15 protein-coding genes are annotated in these 15898 nt (G+C 39.6%); 6 read left to right on the top strand and 9 right to left on the bottom strand.

From position 1 onward, the window contains the following. Positions 1-201: 201 nt before the first annotated feature. Entirely contained in the window at positions 202-939 is a 738-nt protein-coding gene (locus KHA95_RS02625) for a hypothetical protein (protein ID WP_213135894.1), read from the top strand. Between the two features lie 2 nt (positions 940-941). Beyond that, entirely contained in the window at positions 942-1358 is a 417-nt protein-coding gene (locus KHA95_RS02630) for a M67 family metallopeptidase (protein WP_213135895.1), read from the top strand. A 93-nt stretch (positions 1359-1451) separates the two neighbouring features. On the opposite strand, the gene KHA95_RS02635 is transcribed toward KHA95_RS02630, so the two are convergent. Beyond that, a complete protein-coding gene (locus KHA95_RS02635) occupies positions 1452-2672 on the bottom strand; it encodes an ATP-grasp domain-containing protein (protein ID WP_249316458.1) in 1221 nt (406 codons plus the stop codon). A gap of 131 nt (positions 2673-2803) precedes the next feature. On the opposite strand from KHA95_RS02635, the gene KHA95_RS02640 reads away from it, so the two are divergent. The 4 genes from KHA95_RS02640 (at position 2804) to KHA95_RS02655 (ending at position 7670) form a co-directional block, all read left to right on the top strand. Next, on the top strand, positions 2804-4249 hold the full coding sequence (locus KHA95_RS02640) for a Mur ligase family protein (RefSeq protein ID WP_249316460.1): 1446 nt from the start codon (positions 2804-2806) through the stop codon (positions 4247-4249). Between the two features lie 149 nt (positions 4250-4398). Continuing rightward, on the top strand, positions 4399-4839 hold the full coding sequence (locus KHA95_RS02645; protein ID WP_213135897.1) for a hypothetical protein: 441 nt from the start codon (positions 4399-4401) through the stop codon (positions 4837-4839). Between the two features lie 71 nt (positions 4840-4910). Beyond that, positions 4911-6221: a YheC/YheD family protein gene (locus tag KHA95_RS02650; RefSeq protein WP_213135898.1), complete on the top strand. Its 1311-nt coding sequence runs from the start codon at positions 4911-4913 to the stop codon at positions 6219-6221. A gap of 63 nt (positions 6222-6284) precedes the next feature. Continuing rightward, positions 6285-7670, top strand: a complete 1386-nt coding sequence (locus KHA95_RS02655; protein ID WP_213135899.1) for a UDP-N-acetylmuramoyl-tripeptide--D-alanyl-D-alanine ligase — start codon at positions 6285-6287, stop codon at positions 7668-7670. Positions 7671-7867: 197 nt separating this feature from the next. Here KHA95_RS02655 and KHA95_RS02660 read toward each other — a convergent pair whose 3' ends face one another. The 8 genes from KHA95_RS02660 to KHA95_RS02695 form a co-directional block, all read right to left on the bottom strand. Then, positions 7868-9223, bottom strand: a complete 1356-nt coding sequence (locus tag KHA95_RS02660) for a C40 family peptidase (protein ID WP_213135900.1) — start codon at positions 9221-9223, stop codon at positions 7868-7870. 627 nt (positions 9224-9850) lie between these two features. Beyond that, positions 9851-10819, bottom strand: coding sequence for a sugar phosphate isomerase/epimerase family protein (locus tag KHA95_RS02665; protein WP_213135901.1), 969 nt, complete (start codon positions 10817-10819; stop codon positions 9851-9853). 20 nt (positions 10820-10839) lie between these two features. Then, positions 10840-11880, bottom strand: coding sequence for a Gfo/Idh/MocA family protein (locus tag KHA95_RS02670; RefSeq protein WP_213135902.1), 1041 nt, complete (start codon positions 11878-11880; stop codon positions 10840-10842). Positions 11881-11897: 17 nt separating this feature from the next. Then, complete coding sequence (locus tag KHA95_RS02675) at positions 11898-12944, bottom strand: Gfo/Idh/MocA family protein (protein ID WP_213135903.1); 1047 nt, start codon at positions 12942-12944, stop codon at positions 11898-11900. A gap of 24 nt (positions 12945-12968) precedes the next feature. After that, positions 12969-13418 (bottom strand): SRPBCC family protein, encoded by a 450-nt coding sequence (locus tag KHA95_RS02680; protein ID WP_213135904.1) that lies wholly within the window; start codon positions 13416-13418, stop codon positions 12969-12971. Between the two features lie 4 nt (positions 13419-13422). After that, complete coding sequence (locus KHA95_RS02685) at positions 13423-14139, bottom strand: ThuA domain-containing protein (protein ID WP_213135905.1); 717 nt, start codon at positions 14137-14139, stop codon at positions 13423-13425. A gap of 74 nt (positions 14140-14213) precedes the next feature. Beyond that, the gene (locus tag KHA95_RS02690; protein ID WP_213135906.1) at positions 14214-14858 is read right to left on the bottom strand and encodes a ThuA domain-containing protein; all 645 of its coding nucleotides are present in this window, start codon (positions 14856-14858) and stop codon (positions 14214-14216) included. After that, positions 14859-15866, bottom strand: a complete 1008-nt coding sequence (locus tag KHA95_RS02695; protein WP_213135907.1) for a Gfo/Idh/MocA family protein — start codon at positions 15864-15866, stop codon at positions 14859-14861. Between the last annotated feature and the right edge of the window lie 32 nt (positions 15867-15898).

The raw sequence follows: 15898 nt of genomic DNA on the forward strand, positions 1-15898 counted from the left end.
AATTATTTTCTTCACTTCAATGTATGTAGTGCATGTATCATTGGTAATGGACAAACGCATACATTGGGAAAATTGATAGAATCACCCATAGTCGAATAACTAGTTGGATATGCCTAGTAAAAAGTGAAGCGGCACACATAAGCATGCAAGTTTTCATATACTATTTTGTCACCATCACTGGAAAGAGTGGAGGAATTGAACGTGAGTAAGATGGATGGAAGCAAGGACGATTATATAAAAAAACTGGAAGAACAAATAAAAAAGAATAAACAGACGATCGCCCGTTGCAATGAAAATAATAGTAAGTATATCCAGCTCATCGATAAACATAGGAATTTAAAAAAAGCATTTGATGAGCAGGAGCAATTATTGAAACATCAGGATAAAGATGGTGTAACGATGGAGGAATATAAGGAAACACAAAAGGAAATCGGACGGCTCACAAAGCAAATGAAGGAAATGCAAAAACTTGTGACTAATATGCAAAACGAGATGCGTGACCTTCATGAACGATTTGCAGAGCTTGCCACCCTCGCTCCTCAAAAGGAGGAAAACTTTGAAGAAAATAACGATTTTAATGAATTGAAGCGAAAGTTAGAGGATATGTATAATTTGACGAAGAACATTCAAGCAGAGATGAATCAACAATCACAGCATCAAGCCTACCGACCCCAAGCGGAAACGAATTCATCGTTTACGTTTAGGGATTTACAAAAATCCTCTGCCGCACGTTCAATTCCCATGAGAAACATAGCCAACAATACACAAGAAATCCCATTAACAAAATCAAATTTGAATAAGCAGAGCTTCGCTTTCCCAGGGACATCAAGCATAGATCAAAGCAAAGAATCAACCCAACGAGAAAAACCCCCCGAAACAGGAAAAAGTGAAAAAAGAAAAGGCTCCCCATTTCCTTTCTTTAAAAGAAAAGGGGATTGAAAATGAAGTTTTTTGTATCCCAACAACATTTACAGGAAGTGATTACTTATTGTCAGCATCAATATCCTTTCGAAGCCTGTGGAATCCTCTCAGGAACATTCGATAGGAATCATTATATTGTTAAAAGGATGTGGAAATTAAGAAATGAACTTTCTTCAACTTCAAGATTTTATGTAAGTGAGCAGGAGGTGGAGAAGACGTTCCATGCGATCAAACAATTAAACGAAACGATCCTCTTCGTTTTTCATTCCCATCCTTCCGCCCCTGCCGTCCCCTCCTATGAAGATGTGAAACATCACATCGACCCGCAAATTGGGATGATGATCATTTCACTCGCAAACACAAAGCCAGATGTACAATGTTATACAATAGAAAACGATGGATATAAACATTGTGACTGGCTCACCAATTCTAGCTGAACAAATCCCTCTTATCGATATCATTACACAAATCAAAATACCACAGCCCCAAACGACTGTGGTACCTTATCTTTCAAAGTAATGCCAAGCCTTTCATTCCTCCTGTAAATGGAAGGTAATTTCTTTTGCCGCTGCATTTGCAAATTCCCTCGCTTCGTTCATTGTCGAGCCTGCAGCCATTACATAGGCATAGCGATGTCCCATCGACAGTGGCGGGGTTAGCTTTGTTCCCTTTTTAGGCTTTACATACACCTCCACGACACCAGGGGACTTTCTCGCCCTCCCTCTTCCCGTCACTTTTTCTAAAATTCCCTTTTTCGCGAGAATGATATATTTTGTAAAGACATAATGATTGCTCGTCACCTGCAATTGTGGTTGCTCTCCTAAAAATAACTTCAAAGTTTCCTCGACTAAATTGAAGCCGAATGCGGCTTGCAACATATTATTCATTGCGCCGCCAGAAATTCGCGGATTGATCTCGATTAACCTCCAGCCATGACGTGTCCAACGCAATTCAAGATGGAGAGCGGCTTTTTCCAATCCAAACTTTTCAATAATCGACTGCAATATCTCTTCAATATCTCTTTGAATTGTTGGCGGGACATGCGCAAGTACACCATAGCCTGTAACGATGAACCTTCGGCCATGGGTAATTTCCTGTTTAATTATCCCAGCAATAAGCAGCTTGTTATTATAGATAAGTGCCTCAACTAAATATTGCTCACCTTCAACATATTCCTCAATAATAATCGTGTCATCCGGGTTTTTCTCACGCAAAACTTGGATATGCCTTTTTAACTGCTTCTCATCCTCGGCAAAAAGCACATCTTTCGACCCCGTTGACTTTGGCGCTTTGACCATAACTGGGTAGGTAAGCATCGTTTTAATCATCCTATAATGAATTGGCACATCCGGAGTTACAATTATGAATTTCGGTGTATATGGCTGATCACTTAAAAATACTCTTGTTTCATCTTTATTCTCCATGATATAGATGGACTCTGACGAAATATTATTCGGGCAAAATTCTTCACAAAGGGCGGTTGCAATATGAACCTGTGAATCAATGAAACTAACGATCGTCTTAATGTCCTTACCTTGCAGCTGCAATTTCTGAACTTCCTTTTTCATATCGGAAAGATGATGATTTTTAATAAAAATCATTTCATGAACCTCGATGTACTCTTCCCTTTGTTGTAGTTGCTTTTCATTATTTGTAAAAACAACTGTAAAATATCCTAAACGTTCGGCTGCTTTAATTGCTTCCCTACTTGAACCAGATTTATTTGTACCAATAAAGATAATAGTTTTCAAACGGCCCACCCCTACGTATATGTCGCTAAAAAAGAACTCGTTATATGTGTATGATGTAAACCTCTTTCCTGTATGGTCACCTATCATGGATAAAAGTTATAGAGTGATGCAATTTTGAGGAAATAGATGATTTGATCGTACAAGCAAAGAATTATTGCACACATATACTATCTATTGAAAGGAGGTTAACGATTGCGATGAACTCCCTCTCCGTTAAACAAGTACGAACCATTCTCTCCGGGAAATTAATCCAAGGATCTGATGACGTGATGATCCATCATGGTGCCTATCGCCTTAAACAAATTAAACATCCACATACGATCTTTTTCGCTCGGGCCAATATTGTAAATTGGGAACAGCTAAAAAATTTTTTTCCTCTCGTTCTTGTCACAAGTCGTGATTTCTCAGTTGATAATCAATTACGAGATCTAACAGTAATTAAAGTCGAGGATGTCGAAAAGGCCTATTGGCAATTTGTTCATTATTATCGTAGTCTATTCGATCTTCCGATTATTGCCATTACAGGTACTTCTGGTAAAACAACGACAAAAGAAATGATTCGCCATATTTTATCCTTTGATAAAACGATCACGGCTACAAACAATACAAATAATTCGCGAACTGCTCATTTACAATATCTTCTTTCCATTGATCATGATACGGAGGCGGCCGTGATTGAAGCGGCTGTTGGTGCACCAGGCGATGTATTACGAGCAGGGGAATATTTCAAACCAACAATCGGAATTATCACCAATATCGGGGCACATCATTTAAATTACTGCAAAACTCCCGAGGCATATATTGCAGCGAAGGGAGAAATGATTGAGGCGCTTCACCATGAAGGCGTATTGATCATAAATGCGGATGATGTGAATAGTAAAAAATTAGATTTGACCAATTATCGTGGGCGAATTATTAAGGTAGGGACTAGTCAGGGATGTGATTTTAAAGCAGAAAACATCCATTACTGGCAAAACGGAATGAAATTTACTCTCGTGCATAAAAAGCAACAATATCCATTATTTGTTCCAGGCTTTGGAGGGCACCAAGTGTATAACGCACTTTCCACACTCGCGGCTGTCTACGAGGTTGGAATGAATATTCCTGAAGCAGCAAAACGATTAGCATCGTTTCAAAATCTGAATAAACATCTTCAAATGCATGAAGGGATCAATCAATCTACGATCTTAGATGATACATGGAGCATTACAACGACTTCATTGGAAGCTGCTTTAAAGGTGATAAATGAGATTGGAAAAGATAAAAAGAAGATCGCGATATTAGGTACGTTAACTGACTTAGGTTCTTGGGGCTATGTCATTCATGAAAAGGCCGGGGAAATTATTCACCGCATTGGTGTAGACGTACTCATTACCATCGGTATGCATGCAAAAATCATGGCGGATCAAGCAGTAAAGCTTGGCCTACAAGCAGAGGTTTATACGTTTCAAAATAGTACCCTCGTTTATAATCTTTTAGAGAGATTAACAGATGAACATACGATTATCCTTATTAAAGGTGATATGTACAGTACACCAATTATCGAATTAGCAAGGAACATCCGTAAAAAACAATAACCCTCCCCTTTGGCGTAAAAGGGTTAGAGGGGCTGGATTTTTTGTACAAGCCTACTTAAGAGAATTTTGCTACTACTAGGATGAATGCACGAGCAGAACTTGCCACCACTCATATATTACTAGTAATTGAGAAGAAAGGAGGAACGTATATGGGTGTGATCTGCCCTTGCGGAGTATTCGTTGAGGCATTCGTTGAGAATCATAAAGTGAAATTTATTTGCTTGCCAGAACGCATCACAGGAAATCTAGCATATTCAGCAGACATTTGCATCACTTCACCTGAAACATCGACATTTACAATGACATTCACTGATACCGAAACTCCTAATGAAAATAACTTTACATTCGTTGCAAAGACATTTAGCTTGATCAAGTGTAGGAAAGTAGGACAAAACTGTGAAGTAACGGTCAGAGGAATCGGAATCGTGAATGGACGAAGATTTGCTTTTGAAGCTATTTTTATCGATGTTGCACAACAATTCGGAAAGGACATCATTCAAAAGTTTGTTATCGGCGGCTTTTTTGATCAAAACGGGGCTCTCGCTGTTCCTCAGGGCTCTATTAAGGCAGAAGGTTGCCAAGAAGCATAAATCTGATAGGACTCTCGGGATATGACCGGGAGTTTTATCTTCTAGCTGACAATTGAAAGGAGATGAGATCATTGAAAGCAAACTGGGGGCGAGTTAGTCTATATAAACAATTATGGAGTGAGGAGCTCCTACAAAAACATTTAGTAGAAACGGCGCTGTTCTCGAAGGAGGTCCTACTTTCATCGATTGAAAAATATAAATCCGTATTGATTAAGCCTGCATTCGGCTCCGGACAAATTTGTATTTCCTTAATAAATGGAATATATGCAATCCGCTCCTACCAAAACGCAATGACTACTGACAGTTTAGATGAAGCATATGAATATATAGTCGAAAATGAAATTCATTGGAAATACGCCATTGTTCAACCATCGCTACTACATGCGGAGCTTTTTCCTAACCACTTTCCATATATTGCAACTGTCCATCGCGACTCCCCCTCCGCGGAGTGGGTCTTCATCCCTGAACCGAAAAAGAACCATCCCTCATTAGGAAAATTCATTTTTGAAAATTTTATACGGAAATTGAAAAAGCTAGCGATCTTAACAGCTCAATCACTTGGCAACACATTCCCAAATTGCAATACAGTCGTGGTTGAAATGATTTACAATTTGCAAGGAGATATTTGGATCCAAGACACAATCCTACATCCTCCCATTAGTAAATGGAGCCAATATCAGACGCTCGTTACGCAAGCCTCACTGCGCTCATACGTACCTCACACTGCCCTACTGACAAAAATATCGCTTCATGACTTTCTTGAAAAATATAAACGAGTGATTATTAAGCCTTGTTTAGGGCAAGAGGGAAAAGGAGTTGCTACTATCTCCCTAACTTCTCATGGGTATGAACTGCATTCTGGGAGAAAAACATTAACGATGTCGACACTTGATGAAGCGTATCAATTTATTGAAAAAAACTACCTATCTAAAAAATACTACCTTATTCAGAAATGGATTCCACTCATAACAATCGATGATTGTCCGATTGATGTCAGGGTTGTTACCCAAAAGCTCGATTCAATCTGGTATGTAACAGGGAAAATCGTGAAAGTCGCAAGTCAAGATTATATGATTACGAATGTCGCTCAAAAACTGTTAACGTTTGAAGATGCATTTCATCAAGCAAAACTTCCATATATGAACATCGATCGACTTGAAAACAAAATAAATCAAATGTGTATCGCAGCTTCACATACTCTTGAAAAAGAAAATCCAAACATTTCACTCGTCGGCTTCGATATTGGCATGACAAGTGCAACGCACGTATTTATTATTGAAGGAAATTATACTCCTGAACTTTCTATGTTTAATTTATTGGACGATAAAACGATGTATCGAGATATTTTAAACTTTAAAAAAAGAAGCTCTTCTCCCTTTTAGGATAACCCATACATTTACTACGCGTTTTTCATACGATAGTTTATGAAGAAAGGAGGAATTTGATTGCAATCCTTGCTTGTAAAAGACATTCGCAAATTACTTGAAGGTAAATTAATTTCTGGTTCAGAGCAATGGTACGTAAATCACGCCATTTATTATAAACGCCATGACTTAACAAAGCATAACACCCTTATATTTGTGAGCAAAGCCGATACGGTGAATTGGCATGAAATTGACCGGCTCGGACCCTCCCTTGTGATTACGAATATGGCTACCTCCGAATTACAAAAGGCAAAAGCAAATACAACCGTCGTGAAAGTGACGAGCCTTATTCAAGCTTATTGGACATTTATTCAATATTATCGTGAACTTTTTCATATTCCAATTGCAGCAATTACAGGAACATGCGGAAAAACAACGACAAAAGATATGATCAAACATATGATGGAACAAGATCGAAACGTGCAAGCCTCTGTAAGCAGTAAAAATGAACCGCGCCAGTCATTGCCATACTTAACTGGGATTGATGAAAAGACGGATGCGGCTGTTTTTGAACTTGGATTAGGGAATACAGGTAACATTAAGCATCAATGTATGATCTACCAGCCAACAATCGGAATCATTACCAATATTGGTGTTCACCATTTAGATGGATGTAAAAGTCTTGAAGGATACATTAAAGCAAAAGCTGAAATTATTGATGGAATCAAACAAGATGGGACATTAATTATTAACATGGATGATGAAAATACGAAAAAGATTCCTTTACATCTTTTCAAAGGAAAAATCATTCACTTTGGGACAAATAAGAATTCAGATATAAGGGCTTCACATATTGCATTTGCAAACGGCGGCATGCGTTTCCGACTCCATTTTTCCAGTCGAATCTATCATGCTTTCGTACCTGGCTATGGTGAGCATCAAGTATATAATGCACTCGCTGCCCTAGCTGCTGTACACGAAATGGGAATGGATATCGGAAAGGCCATTCTTCGTCTCCGCACCTTCAAAAATATGGAGCGACATCTAGAATTTTCCGAGGGGATCGCTGGAAGTACGATCATCGATGACACATGGACGAACAATCCTACTTCTGTTGAGGCCGCGTTAAACGTACTTGATTCGATTGGGAAAGATAAAAAGGTCATCGTTATTTTAGGAGATATTAATCGATTAGGTAACTTTGAAAAAAAATATCATCGCGATATCGGAAGCATGGTTGCTGAAAGACAAATCCACACACTGATCACAATTGGTAAAAAGGCTGAAGAAATCGCGAAGCAAGCGATACAAGATGGAGCAAAGGCAAATATCCATATGTTTCAGGATGTTTCTGGTATTAAAGAGCTTTTAGACCCGATTTTAGACAATCAGAGTATTGTTTTAATTAAAGGACCGATGTCTAGCCGATCGATGATCGAATTTGCCAGTAATTTGAAAGTAAAATAATAAAAGAAGCATTCGCTATTGAATGCTTCTTTTAATTATTGATTACGCCTCAGTTTCATTGCGCCCAGATTTTTCTTGCTTGTGCCCGCTTGAGGCGCTGCACTTAGGTTGCCTTCCTAGACTGTGACACCCAATTGATTTAGGAGGGAGTTTGAAAGACAATGAGGCATTCCCCATAGTGCTTTTGCTAATTCGTGTTAAAGGACACGACGAGCTGTCACATAATTGCTTTTAGCCCAAGCGGAGTCTAAACTCTGTTTCACAACTTCCCCCGTAGTAGATAAGGAAATAAATTGATTGGCACCGATGTAAATCCCTGTTTGCGTAATATTTACACCTTTATTATCTGTTGAGAAGAAGAGCAGATCGCCCTTTTGCAAACTCGCCTTTTGAACTACTTTGCCGACCTGTGCTTGTCTACTTGCAAGCTTATCCTTTAGATCGATCCCTTGCTTCTTATACACATAATATGTAAATCCCGCCCCTGTGAATGTGAGTGATTTTTCATCGTATGTGTAACCGAATTTCGCTTTTCCGATTAAGCTAGAAGCAAATGTAACAAGTCCATCAGACACAGCGGTACCTGAATTAGATTGTTCATTTGTTGTAGGCGGAGTGATTGTTGGCGCTGCGTTTTCTGTAAACACTCGCTTTGCCGTTAAATAGCGTTGATCATAATAATCGACAAATAACACTCTCGTCTGAACCCCGCTCGATGTCGGAATAATGATTCTGTGTTCACCTGCGTAAATCCCGACCAAACCAGGCGTTTTTGAGCCCACCGAAGTACTAAAGAAAACCAAATCACCTTTCTTTAAATTCGCTCGTGATACAGTCGTACCTTTTTTCATTTGCTCGCTTAAATTCGTCGTTCCTAAATTTACGCCATTTTGTTTATAAATATAATTAACGAAGCCTGCTCCTGTAAATTTCATTGCCTTTTCATCATTTACATTGCCCATCGTCACCTTATTCATTACATCATAAGAAAGTCCGACAATGTTATCTCCCTTTGTTGCTGGATTTGATGGAAGTAAGCTAGGCAATACTCTCCGGGCTGTAATGTAATTGTCTTTATAATAAGGCTTACTATCTAAGTCAGTAATGACAATATTTTGTTGCGGGTCAGCCATATGAATTACCTTATTATCACCAATATACATAGCAACATGGTTCGGAACCTTTCCACCTCTGCTATCAAAGAATAATAGATCACCTTTTTGCAATTGGTTTCTAGCAACTGGCGTACCTTGCTGCATCATATAATCTTCGTTATACGTCGCAAGATCCACACCATTTTTTTCAAATATATACATTATAAATGTTGCACATGAAAATTTATATGGAGCTGTTGGTTTGTATTCCGTATTGCTATATGTCGCTTTGCCAATTAAGCTTTTCGCCGTTTGGATTAATTGATCAGCTTTAGCCTCAACGATTTGTTGATCTGTTTGTCCCGCCGCTAACACCTCATTTGCTATTGGTAGTGGAACAGTAAAGGAACTTAATCCGATTGTAATCGCTAATGTTGTCGTTAAAAAAGGTCTTTTCATCGTTTACCTCCGAAATCTAGTATGTATTTTCGCATTCATCGTAACATATAAAAGCGGAGGATTTTTTGGAAAAATAAACCACATGATGGCGAAGCATTGTGAATACTGAACTTATCCAAGCTCTTTACAGTTTAATTACAAGTATATCGGAATCATTGCAATCCTCTTTTCAAACTTAGAAATTGCATCATTAAGAGATACATAATGAAGATAAACATATGGGATTCCCCATTAATAATGGACAGAATGTAATTTGGGAGGGTAATAGGAATATCCATCTTTACGAAAGCATGTTGGTGCTTGCTTTTAAGCACTCACTAGGATTTACAAGCCACTCCCGCTAATTTACAAGCCACTCCCCTAATTTACAAGCCACTTCCCCTAATTTACGAGCCACTCCCGCTAATTTACAAGCCACTTCCCCTAATTTACGAGCCACTCCCCTAACTTACGAGCCACTCCCCTAATTTACAAGCCACTCCCGCTAATTTACAAGCCACTCCCCCTAATTTACGAGCCACTCCCCTAATTTTACGGGTCATAAGTACTTACTAAACCCAACTAAATGAAAAAATTGTCCCTCACACAAAGTACGAAGGACAACAAAATGTTTGTTATTCATTTCCCTTACGCCCACCACATATCGGCAGGCTGTTCTTTAATAAGCACTGTCTGTAAATTGCTAACTGCACGTTGGAAGCCTTCTTCGATCGACATGATCGGATCTTCATGCTCGATGCTGACGACAAAATCGTAGCCGAATGTTCGGAGAGCGCTCATCATATCTGACCATTCTTTTAAATCATGGCCACAACCGACCGAGCGGAAGTTCCATGCGCGCGTCTTTACTTCACCGTACGGCTGCATATCCGTCAATCCATACATATTAACATTTTCTTGATCAATAAACGTATCTTTCGCATGAAAATGATGGATTGCATTCTCTTTGCCAAGGATTTTGATGGCAGCTACCGGATCGATGCCTTGCCACCACATATGACTTGGATCAAAGTTTGCACCAACTGCTTCGCATGTTAATTCTCTTAGTTTCAGCATCGTGTGCGGTGTATGAACTAAAAAGCCCCCGTGCAATTCAATCCCTACTTTTACTCGGTGATCTTGGGCAAATTGTCCCCACTCTCTCCAATAAGGAACAAGCTTTTCTTCCCATTGCCATTTCAATATATCACTGTAATCATTGGGCCATGGTGCGACTGGCCAATTCGGATATTTTGCCCCTTCATGGTCTCCAGGTGTACCTGAGAATGTGTTTACGACTGGAACATTCATCATCTCTGCTAGTTTAACCGTTTTAACAAATGTATCATGGGATATTTTAGCAAACTCTTTATCTGGCGTAAGCGGATTGCCATGACAGCTAAACGCACTAATCGTTAAACCGCGAGATTCTATTTGCTTCATATACTCTTTGCGCTTCGCTTCACTTTCTAACAAACCATCAAGATCACAATGAGCGTTGCCTGGATAATTACCTGTGCCAATTTCTACGGCATCAAGCCCAGATGCCTGAACGTAATCAAGCATTTCTTCAAAAGATTTATCTGCAAATAAAACAGTAAATACTCCTAGTTTCATATCGTTCCACACCCATTTCTTTAGATTTTTACGCTTGTCTTTGCTTCGCTGCTTGCATATATGGCCTCGATTACTTTCGAAACATTTAGCGCTTCTTCCGGTTTAACGATAAACTCTCTTTTCCCTCGACAAGCATCGACAAAGTTCTTCGCTTGCACAAGCCCTTCATCTTCTTCTCCAGGTGCCCACGCTACTTGACTATTAAAAAGCATCCCATGTTTCGGATAATTCACTGTTAATGGAAAAACTTCCAATCCGCCTTTATCGCCAGAAATACTTACATTTTCAAGTGATTCCTCTTTAATATTGTTGGACCATGATGTTTCCAGAAGCATCGATGCACCATTGCTAAAGGTAATATAAGCGGTAACATGATCATCAACATCAAATGTATCGGGATCAAATTCGCCCCACTGATTCACTTGCCCAGGGGTTTTACTTAATGTGTTATAAGTAGAGGCCATCACTTCGGTTGGCTCTGCATCGCCGACAAGCCATAATGCCAAATCAAGCATATGACAACCATAATCTATTAAACTTCCTCCACCTTGAAGTTCCCTATTTGTAAAAACTCCCCACCCAGGAACTTGGCGGCGCCGTAATGCCTGGACACGAATAACGAGCGGATTGCCGATCTCATCCGATTCCATAATCGCTTTAGCTGCTTGCACCTGTTTCATCGAGCGGTAATGATAGCCGATTGCTAACACCTTTCCAGCTGTTTTGGCTGCCGCAACCATCTCCTCACATTCAGCAACGCTCAATGCCATCGGCTTCTCACAAAAAACATGGACACCCGCCTGAAATGCAGCAATCGTTAACTCAGCATGAAACTTATTCGGTGTACAAATGATCACAGCATCAACATGTTGTAACATTTCCTCATATGTTTTATATACATTTGGAATATCGAATTCCTTTGCAACTGCCTGTGCTCGTTCAAGCTGAACATCAGTAACGCCTTTAATCAACACTTCGCCGGTTAATTTTTGAAAAGCGGGGATATGTCTTCCACGCGCAATCCCTCCAACACCGACGATTCCTATTTCTAATACATCCATGATCGATCATCCTCTATTCAAGCATGAGTACTTACTTCCGAATCAATCGCAACGATCCGTTTCGTTTCATTCGATTCAAGTGCAGCAAGTACAACATTTAATGATTTCATTCCTTCTTCGCCGCTAACAGCGGGCTCTGTATCGTTGATGATGCAATTAATAAATTGATCAATCGTATGTGAACTCGTTTGTCCACCTTCCTCATTTGACTGGATTTTTCCTAATTTAAAATTCCCAACGTCACCATTGCTATATTGAATGATTAAGGAGTATTCTGGGTCATCTTCGAGACGAATGACGCCTTTTTCCCCATAAATAATTGTCGAATTGTCTTCCTTTTTATAGACCCAACTTGCTGCAAGCGTTCCAATGACGCCGCTTTCAGTTTTCAATACACAGACCGCATTATCATCTACCGTACTATTTTCCTTCGCTCCAGTCTCAACGAATGCAGCAGCCTCGACAAACTCCTCTCCAAGCAAATAACGGAGCAAGTCGGTTTTATGCACACCTAAATCTCCCATTGCACCAATAAACGCTTCCTCTTTCCTGAAAAACCAACTATCTTTCCCATCCGCACTCCATCCCTCTGGACCAGGATGACCAAATGCTGTGCGGAAGCCATAAATTTTGCCAATCTCGCCATCAGCAATTAACTGACGTGCTTTTTGATGCGAAGCAACAAAGCGCTGATTATGGCCAATCATTAGTTTTTTCCCATTTATCTCGGCAGCTTCAATCATCGATAAAGCCTCTTCTTTGGAGGTCGCCATTGGCTTCTCACATAATACATGTTTACCCGCATTTAAGGCGGCAACTGATATTGCCGCATGCAAATGGTTTGGAGTACAGACGGAAACAGCATCAATCTCAACAGATGCGAGCATTTTTTCATAATCAGTAAAAGCTTTTGCGCCATATTTATTTGCAGCTTCTTTTGCTCGATCCTCAACAATATCACAAGCTGCAACAATCTCTATATGTTCATTTGCGGCATATTCAGGCAAATGGCGAAACTTCGCAATACTACCACAGCCAATTACTGCTACCTTTAGTTTGTTCATCATCAATTCCTCCTTGTGCACATCTTATTTTGCAGACTCGGCTACTTCCTTGACTCGGTTTACGAAAGAGACAACAACTTTATCACCAGCAAATAATAAGAACGGTTTAAAATACCACTTCAACACTTTATTCGTTGCCGTATAGCGAAATTGTGTCTTTGTTTCGTCAATTTTCTTCAATTCATATAGTGCTGTAATGTCAAAAAAGTTTGCGAGGATAAATCCTACCTTTAATTTCTTTTCGTTTGGTTCATCGAGATAAAGCAAAGTCTCAACGTCATATTCTTCGATTCTTTTTCCTTCTTTATATCGTTGGCGATAAATACTTCCAACGACCTCTTCCGTTATTTTCACAGGCTTATTTTCGATTACTTGAGGCATCATCAATTGCATTTTCTCAAGTGAGCCATCGAATAAATCCCATATTGCTTCAATTGGAGCTTCGATTATAATTTCTTTAGACCATTCCTTCATTCAATCACCTTTTTATTTCTTCTAATGGCTGTGCATTGCCGTATTGAGGACGTTTCCGTTCAACGGGTCTTGCCCAGTTTACAGCATTAATAATTACTTGCTGGATATCCCGATTGTAATAGGTCGGATATGTTTCATGACCAGGCCGAAAATAGAAAACTTTTCCGTTTCCGCGACGATATGTACAGCCGCTTCGGAACACTTCACCGCCTTCAAACCAGCTCGTAAACACGAGCTCATCTGGTGCAGGGATATCAAAATGCTCACCATACATCTCTTCCTTTTCCAGCTCTATGTATTCTCCTATTCCTTCCGCAATTGGATGGCTCGGGTCGATTACCCAAATCCGCTCCTTCTCATCTGCTTCACGCCACTTCAAATCACAGGATGTGCCCATGAGTCGCTTAAAAATTTTCGAAAAATGTCCCGAGTGAAGAACGATTAATCCCATCCCATCAAGCACCCGTTGCTGGACTTTTTCTACAACTTGATCACTTACTTCTTCGTGCGCGATATGACCCCACCAAATAAGGACATCCGTGTTTTGTAATATTTCATCCGTCAATCCGTGTTCTGGCTCATCCAATGTAGCCGCTTTCACTTCTATTTCTGCTTCTTTTAAGAATGAAGCAATGGCGCCGTGGATACCTTCTGGGTATACTTCCTTTACAAGTGGATTTTGCTGCTCATGGCGATTTTCATTCCAAACAGTTACTCTCATATTTTCTTATCTCCTTTTTTCAATCGAAACGTTTCTATTCAGAATATACCATCTTCTAGCAAAGATGGAAACCACTAATTTTTTCGTAAACACCATTTGATCGATTCAATCAATATTTCCACAGTTTGCGAATTCATAAGACCTTCTGTTAAATGGGCTGGTGTGAAACAAAGAACACGTCCATCCCCATATAAATGTTTCCACCCTGCAATAGATTGCCCCTCTTTTGAACGTGAATATAAAAACACATCGGTGTTTTCTTTATCACAATCAATAAAATAATGTTCATCTATGATTTCATATTCCAGTTCGGGATTAATTATATCGTTATTTTTATCAGCGGTATATGTAATACGGGAAAGCTTGGGATGGTATTCAAAATACCCTTGTAACATGTCGACATATGTCTTTACTTCATAGGAGGCAAGCCCGGAATGCCAAGCAAACCAAGCTCCCCCTTCCTTTACATATTTAGAAATAATAATAGCCGTTTCCTCATCCATCCAGACGGGTGAATGAGGATCTTTAGGATGAAGCTTATTTCCTTTAAACAAGATGACAAGATCCGGTTTTTCAGACAATTGGTGAACGAGGGAACTTTCATGAACATATGTTAAGGACACATTTTCTATATTTGTAATAGTAGCATCAAGAACATGGCGACACATGTTTTCATCATGATAATAATCGCCTACAATTGCTAAAATCTTCAATGCCACCTAATTGTCTCCTTCATTTGCAAACGTTCGAATCGGCTCGCCTGCTTTTTCATAAATATCAATAACAAGTTCTGTTGCCTCTTTGCCTACTTTTCCAGAAATAAAAGGATCGCGATCCGTATCGATCGCTTCTACAAAGTCAAAAACTAGTTTTTCAAACAAACGTTCATTCACAGAATTAGCTGGATTAAATATTGGCTTTTCCACACCTGGAACATCAAATGTCGTAATTTCCGAATAGTTAGCGACAATCGTTCCTTTTGTACCGGAAATTTCAACACGCTCTTCTTTCATACCAATGCTTGCCGTTGATGCTTCGATCATGCCAACCGCACCGTTATTATATTGAATGACCGCATATCCATGATCTTCTGTTTCAATGTCATGAAGTACTTGGAATCGTTTTGCTGCCAATACTTCTTTATATCCGCCGCATAGCCATTGAATCATGTCAACGATATGACTGCCTTGCTGAAGAAAGGGTCCACCACCATCGAATTCATTTGTTCCATGCCATGTGGCGTAATATTTTTCATCACGGAAATGCTTGATAATTACATCTGCAACCATGATTCTACCAAGCTTCCCAGAATCGATAAGCTCTTTTAAATACATAATATGATCAATGTAGCGACGCATATATGAAACGCCAAGTTTTACCCCATTTTGTTCGCAAGCTGCGATCATTTCCTCCTGCATAGCCGGCGAAATATGAAGTGGCTTTTCACAAAGGCAATGAAGCCCTAATCTGGCCGCCTCCATGACACCATCATAATGAAGAGCATTAGGCGTACAGACGGCGACGGCTGTTGCCCCGCTAATTTTGGCAACAGCCTCCAGGCTTGTACCGTATGCAGGAATATGGTGCTCTTTTGCAAATGCCGCTACCCTTTCCTGATTACGTCCTACCACACCAACGATTTTAGCGTTTTTCGTCGCAGCAATTGCTTTTAAATAAGCTTTACTAATAACCCCATGCCCAATTAATATAAACGTATGTCTTTTCAATTATGTCAGCTCCAATTTTTTGTTATACTTAA

It is taken from the genome of Bacillus sp. FJAT-50079, from assembly GCF_018343515.1.
In the GTDB taxonomy this organism is placed as follows: Bacteria; Bacillota; Bacilli; order Bacillales; family Bacillaceae_C; genus Lederbergia.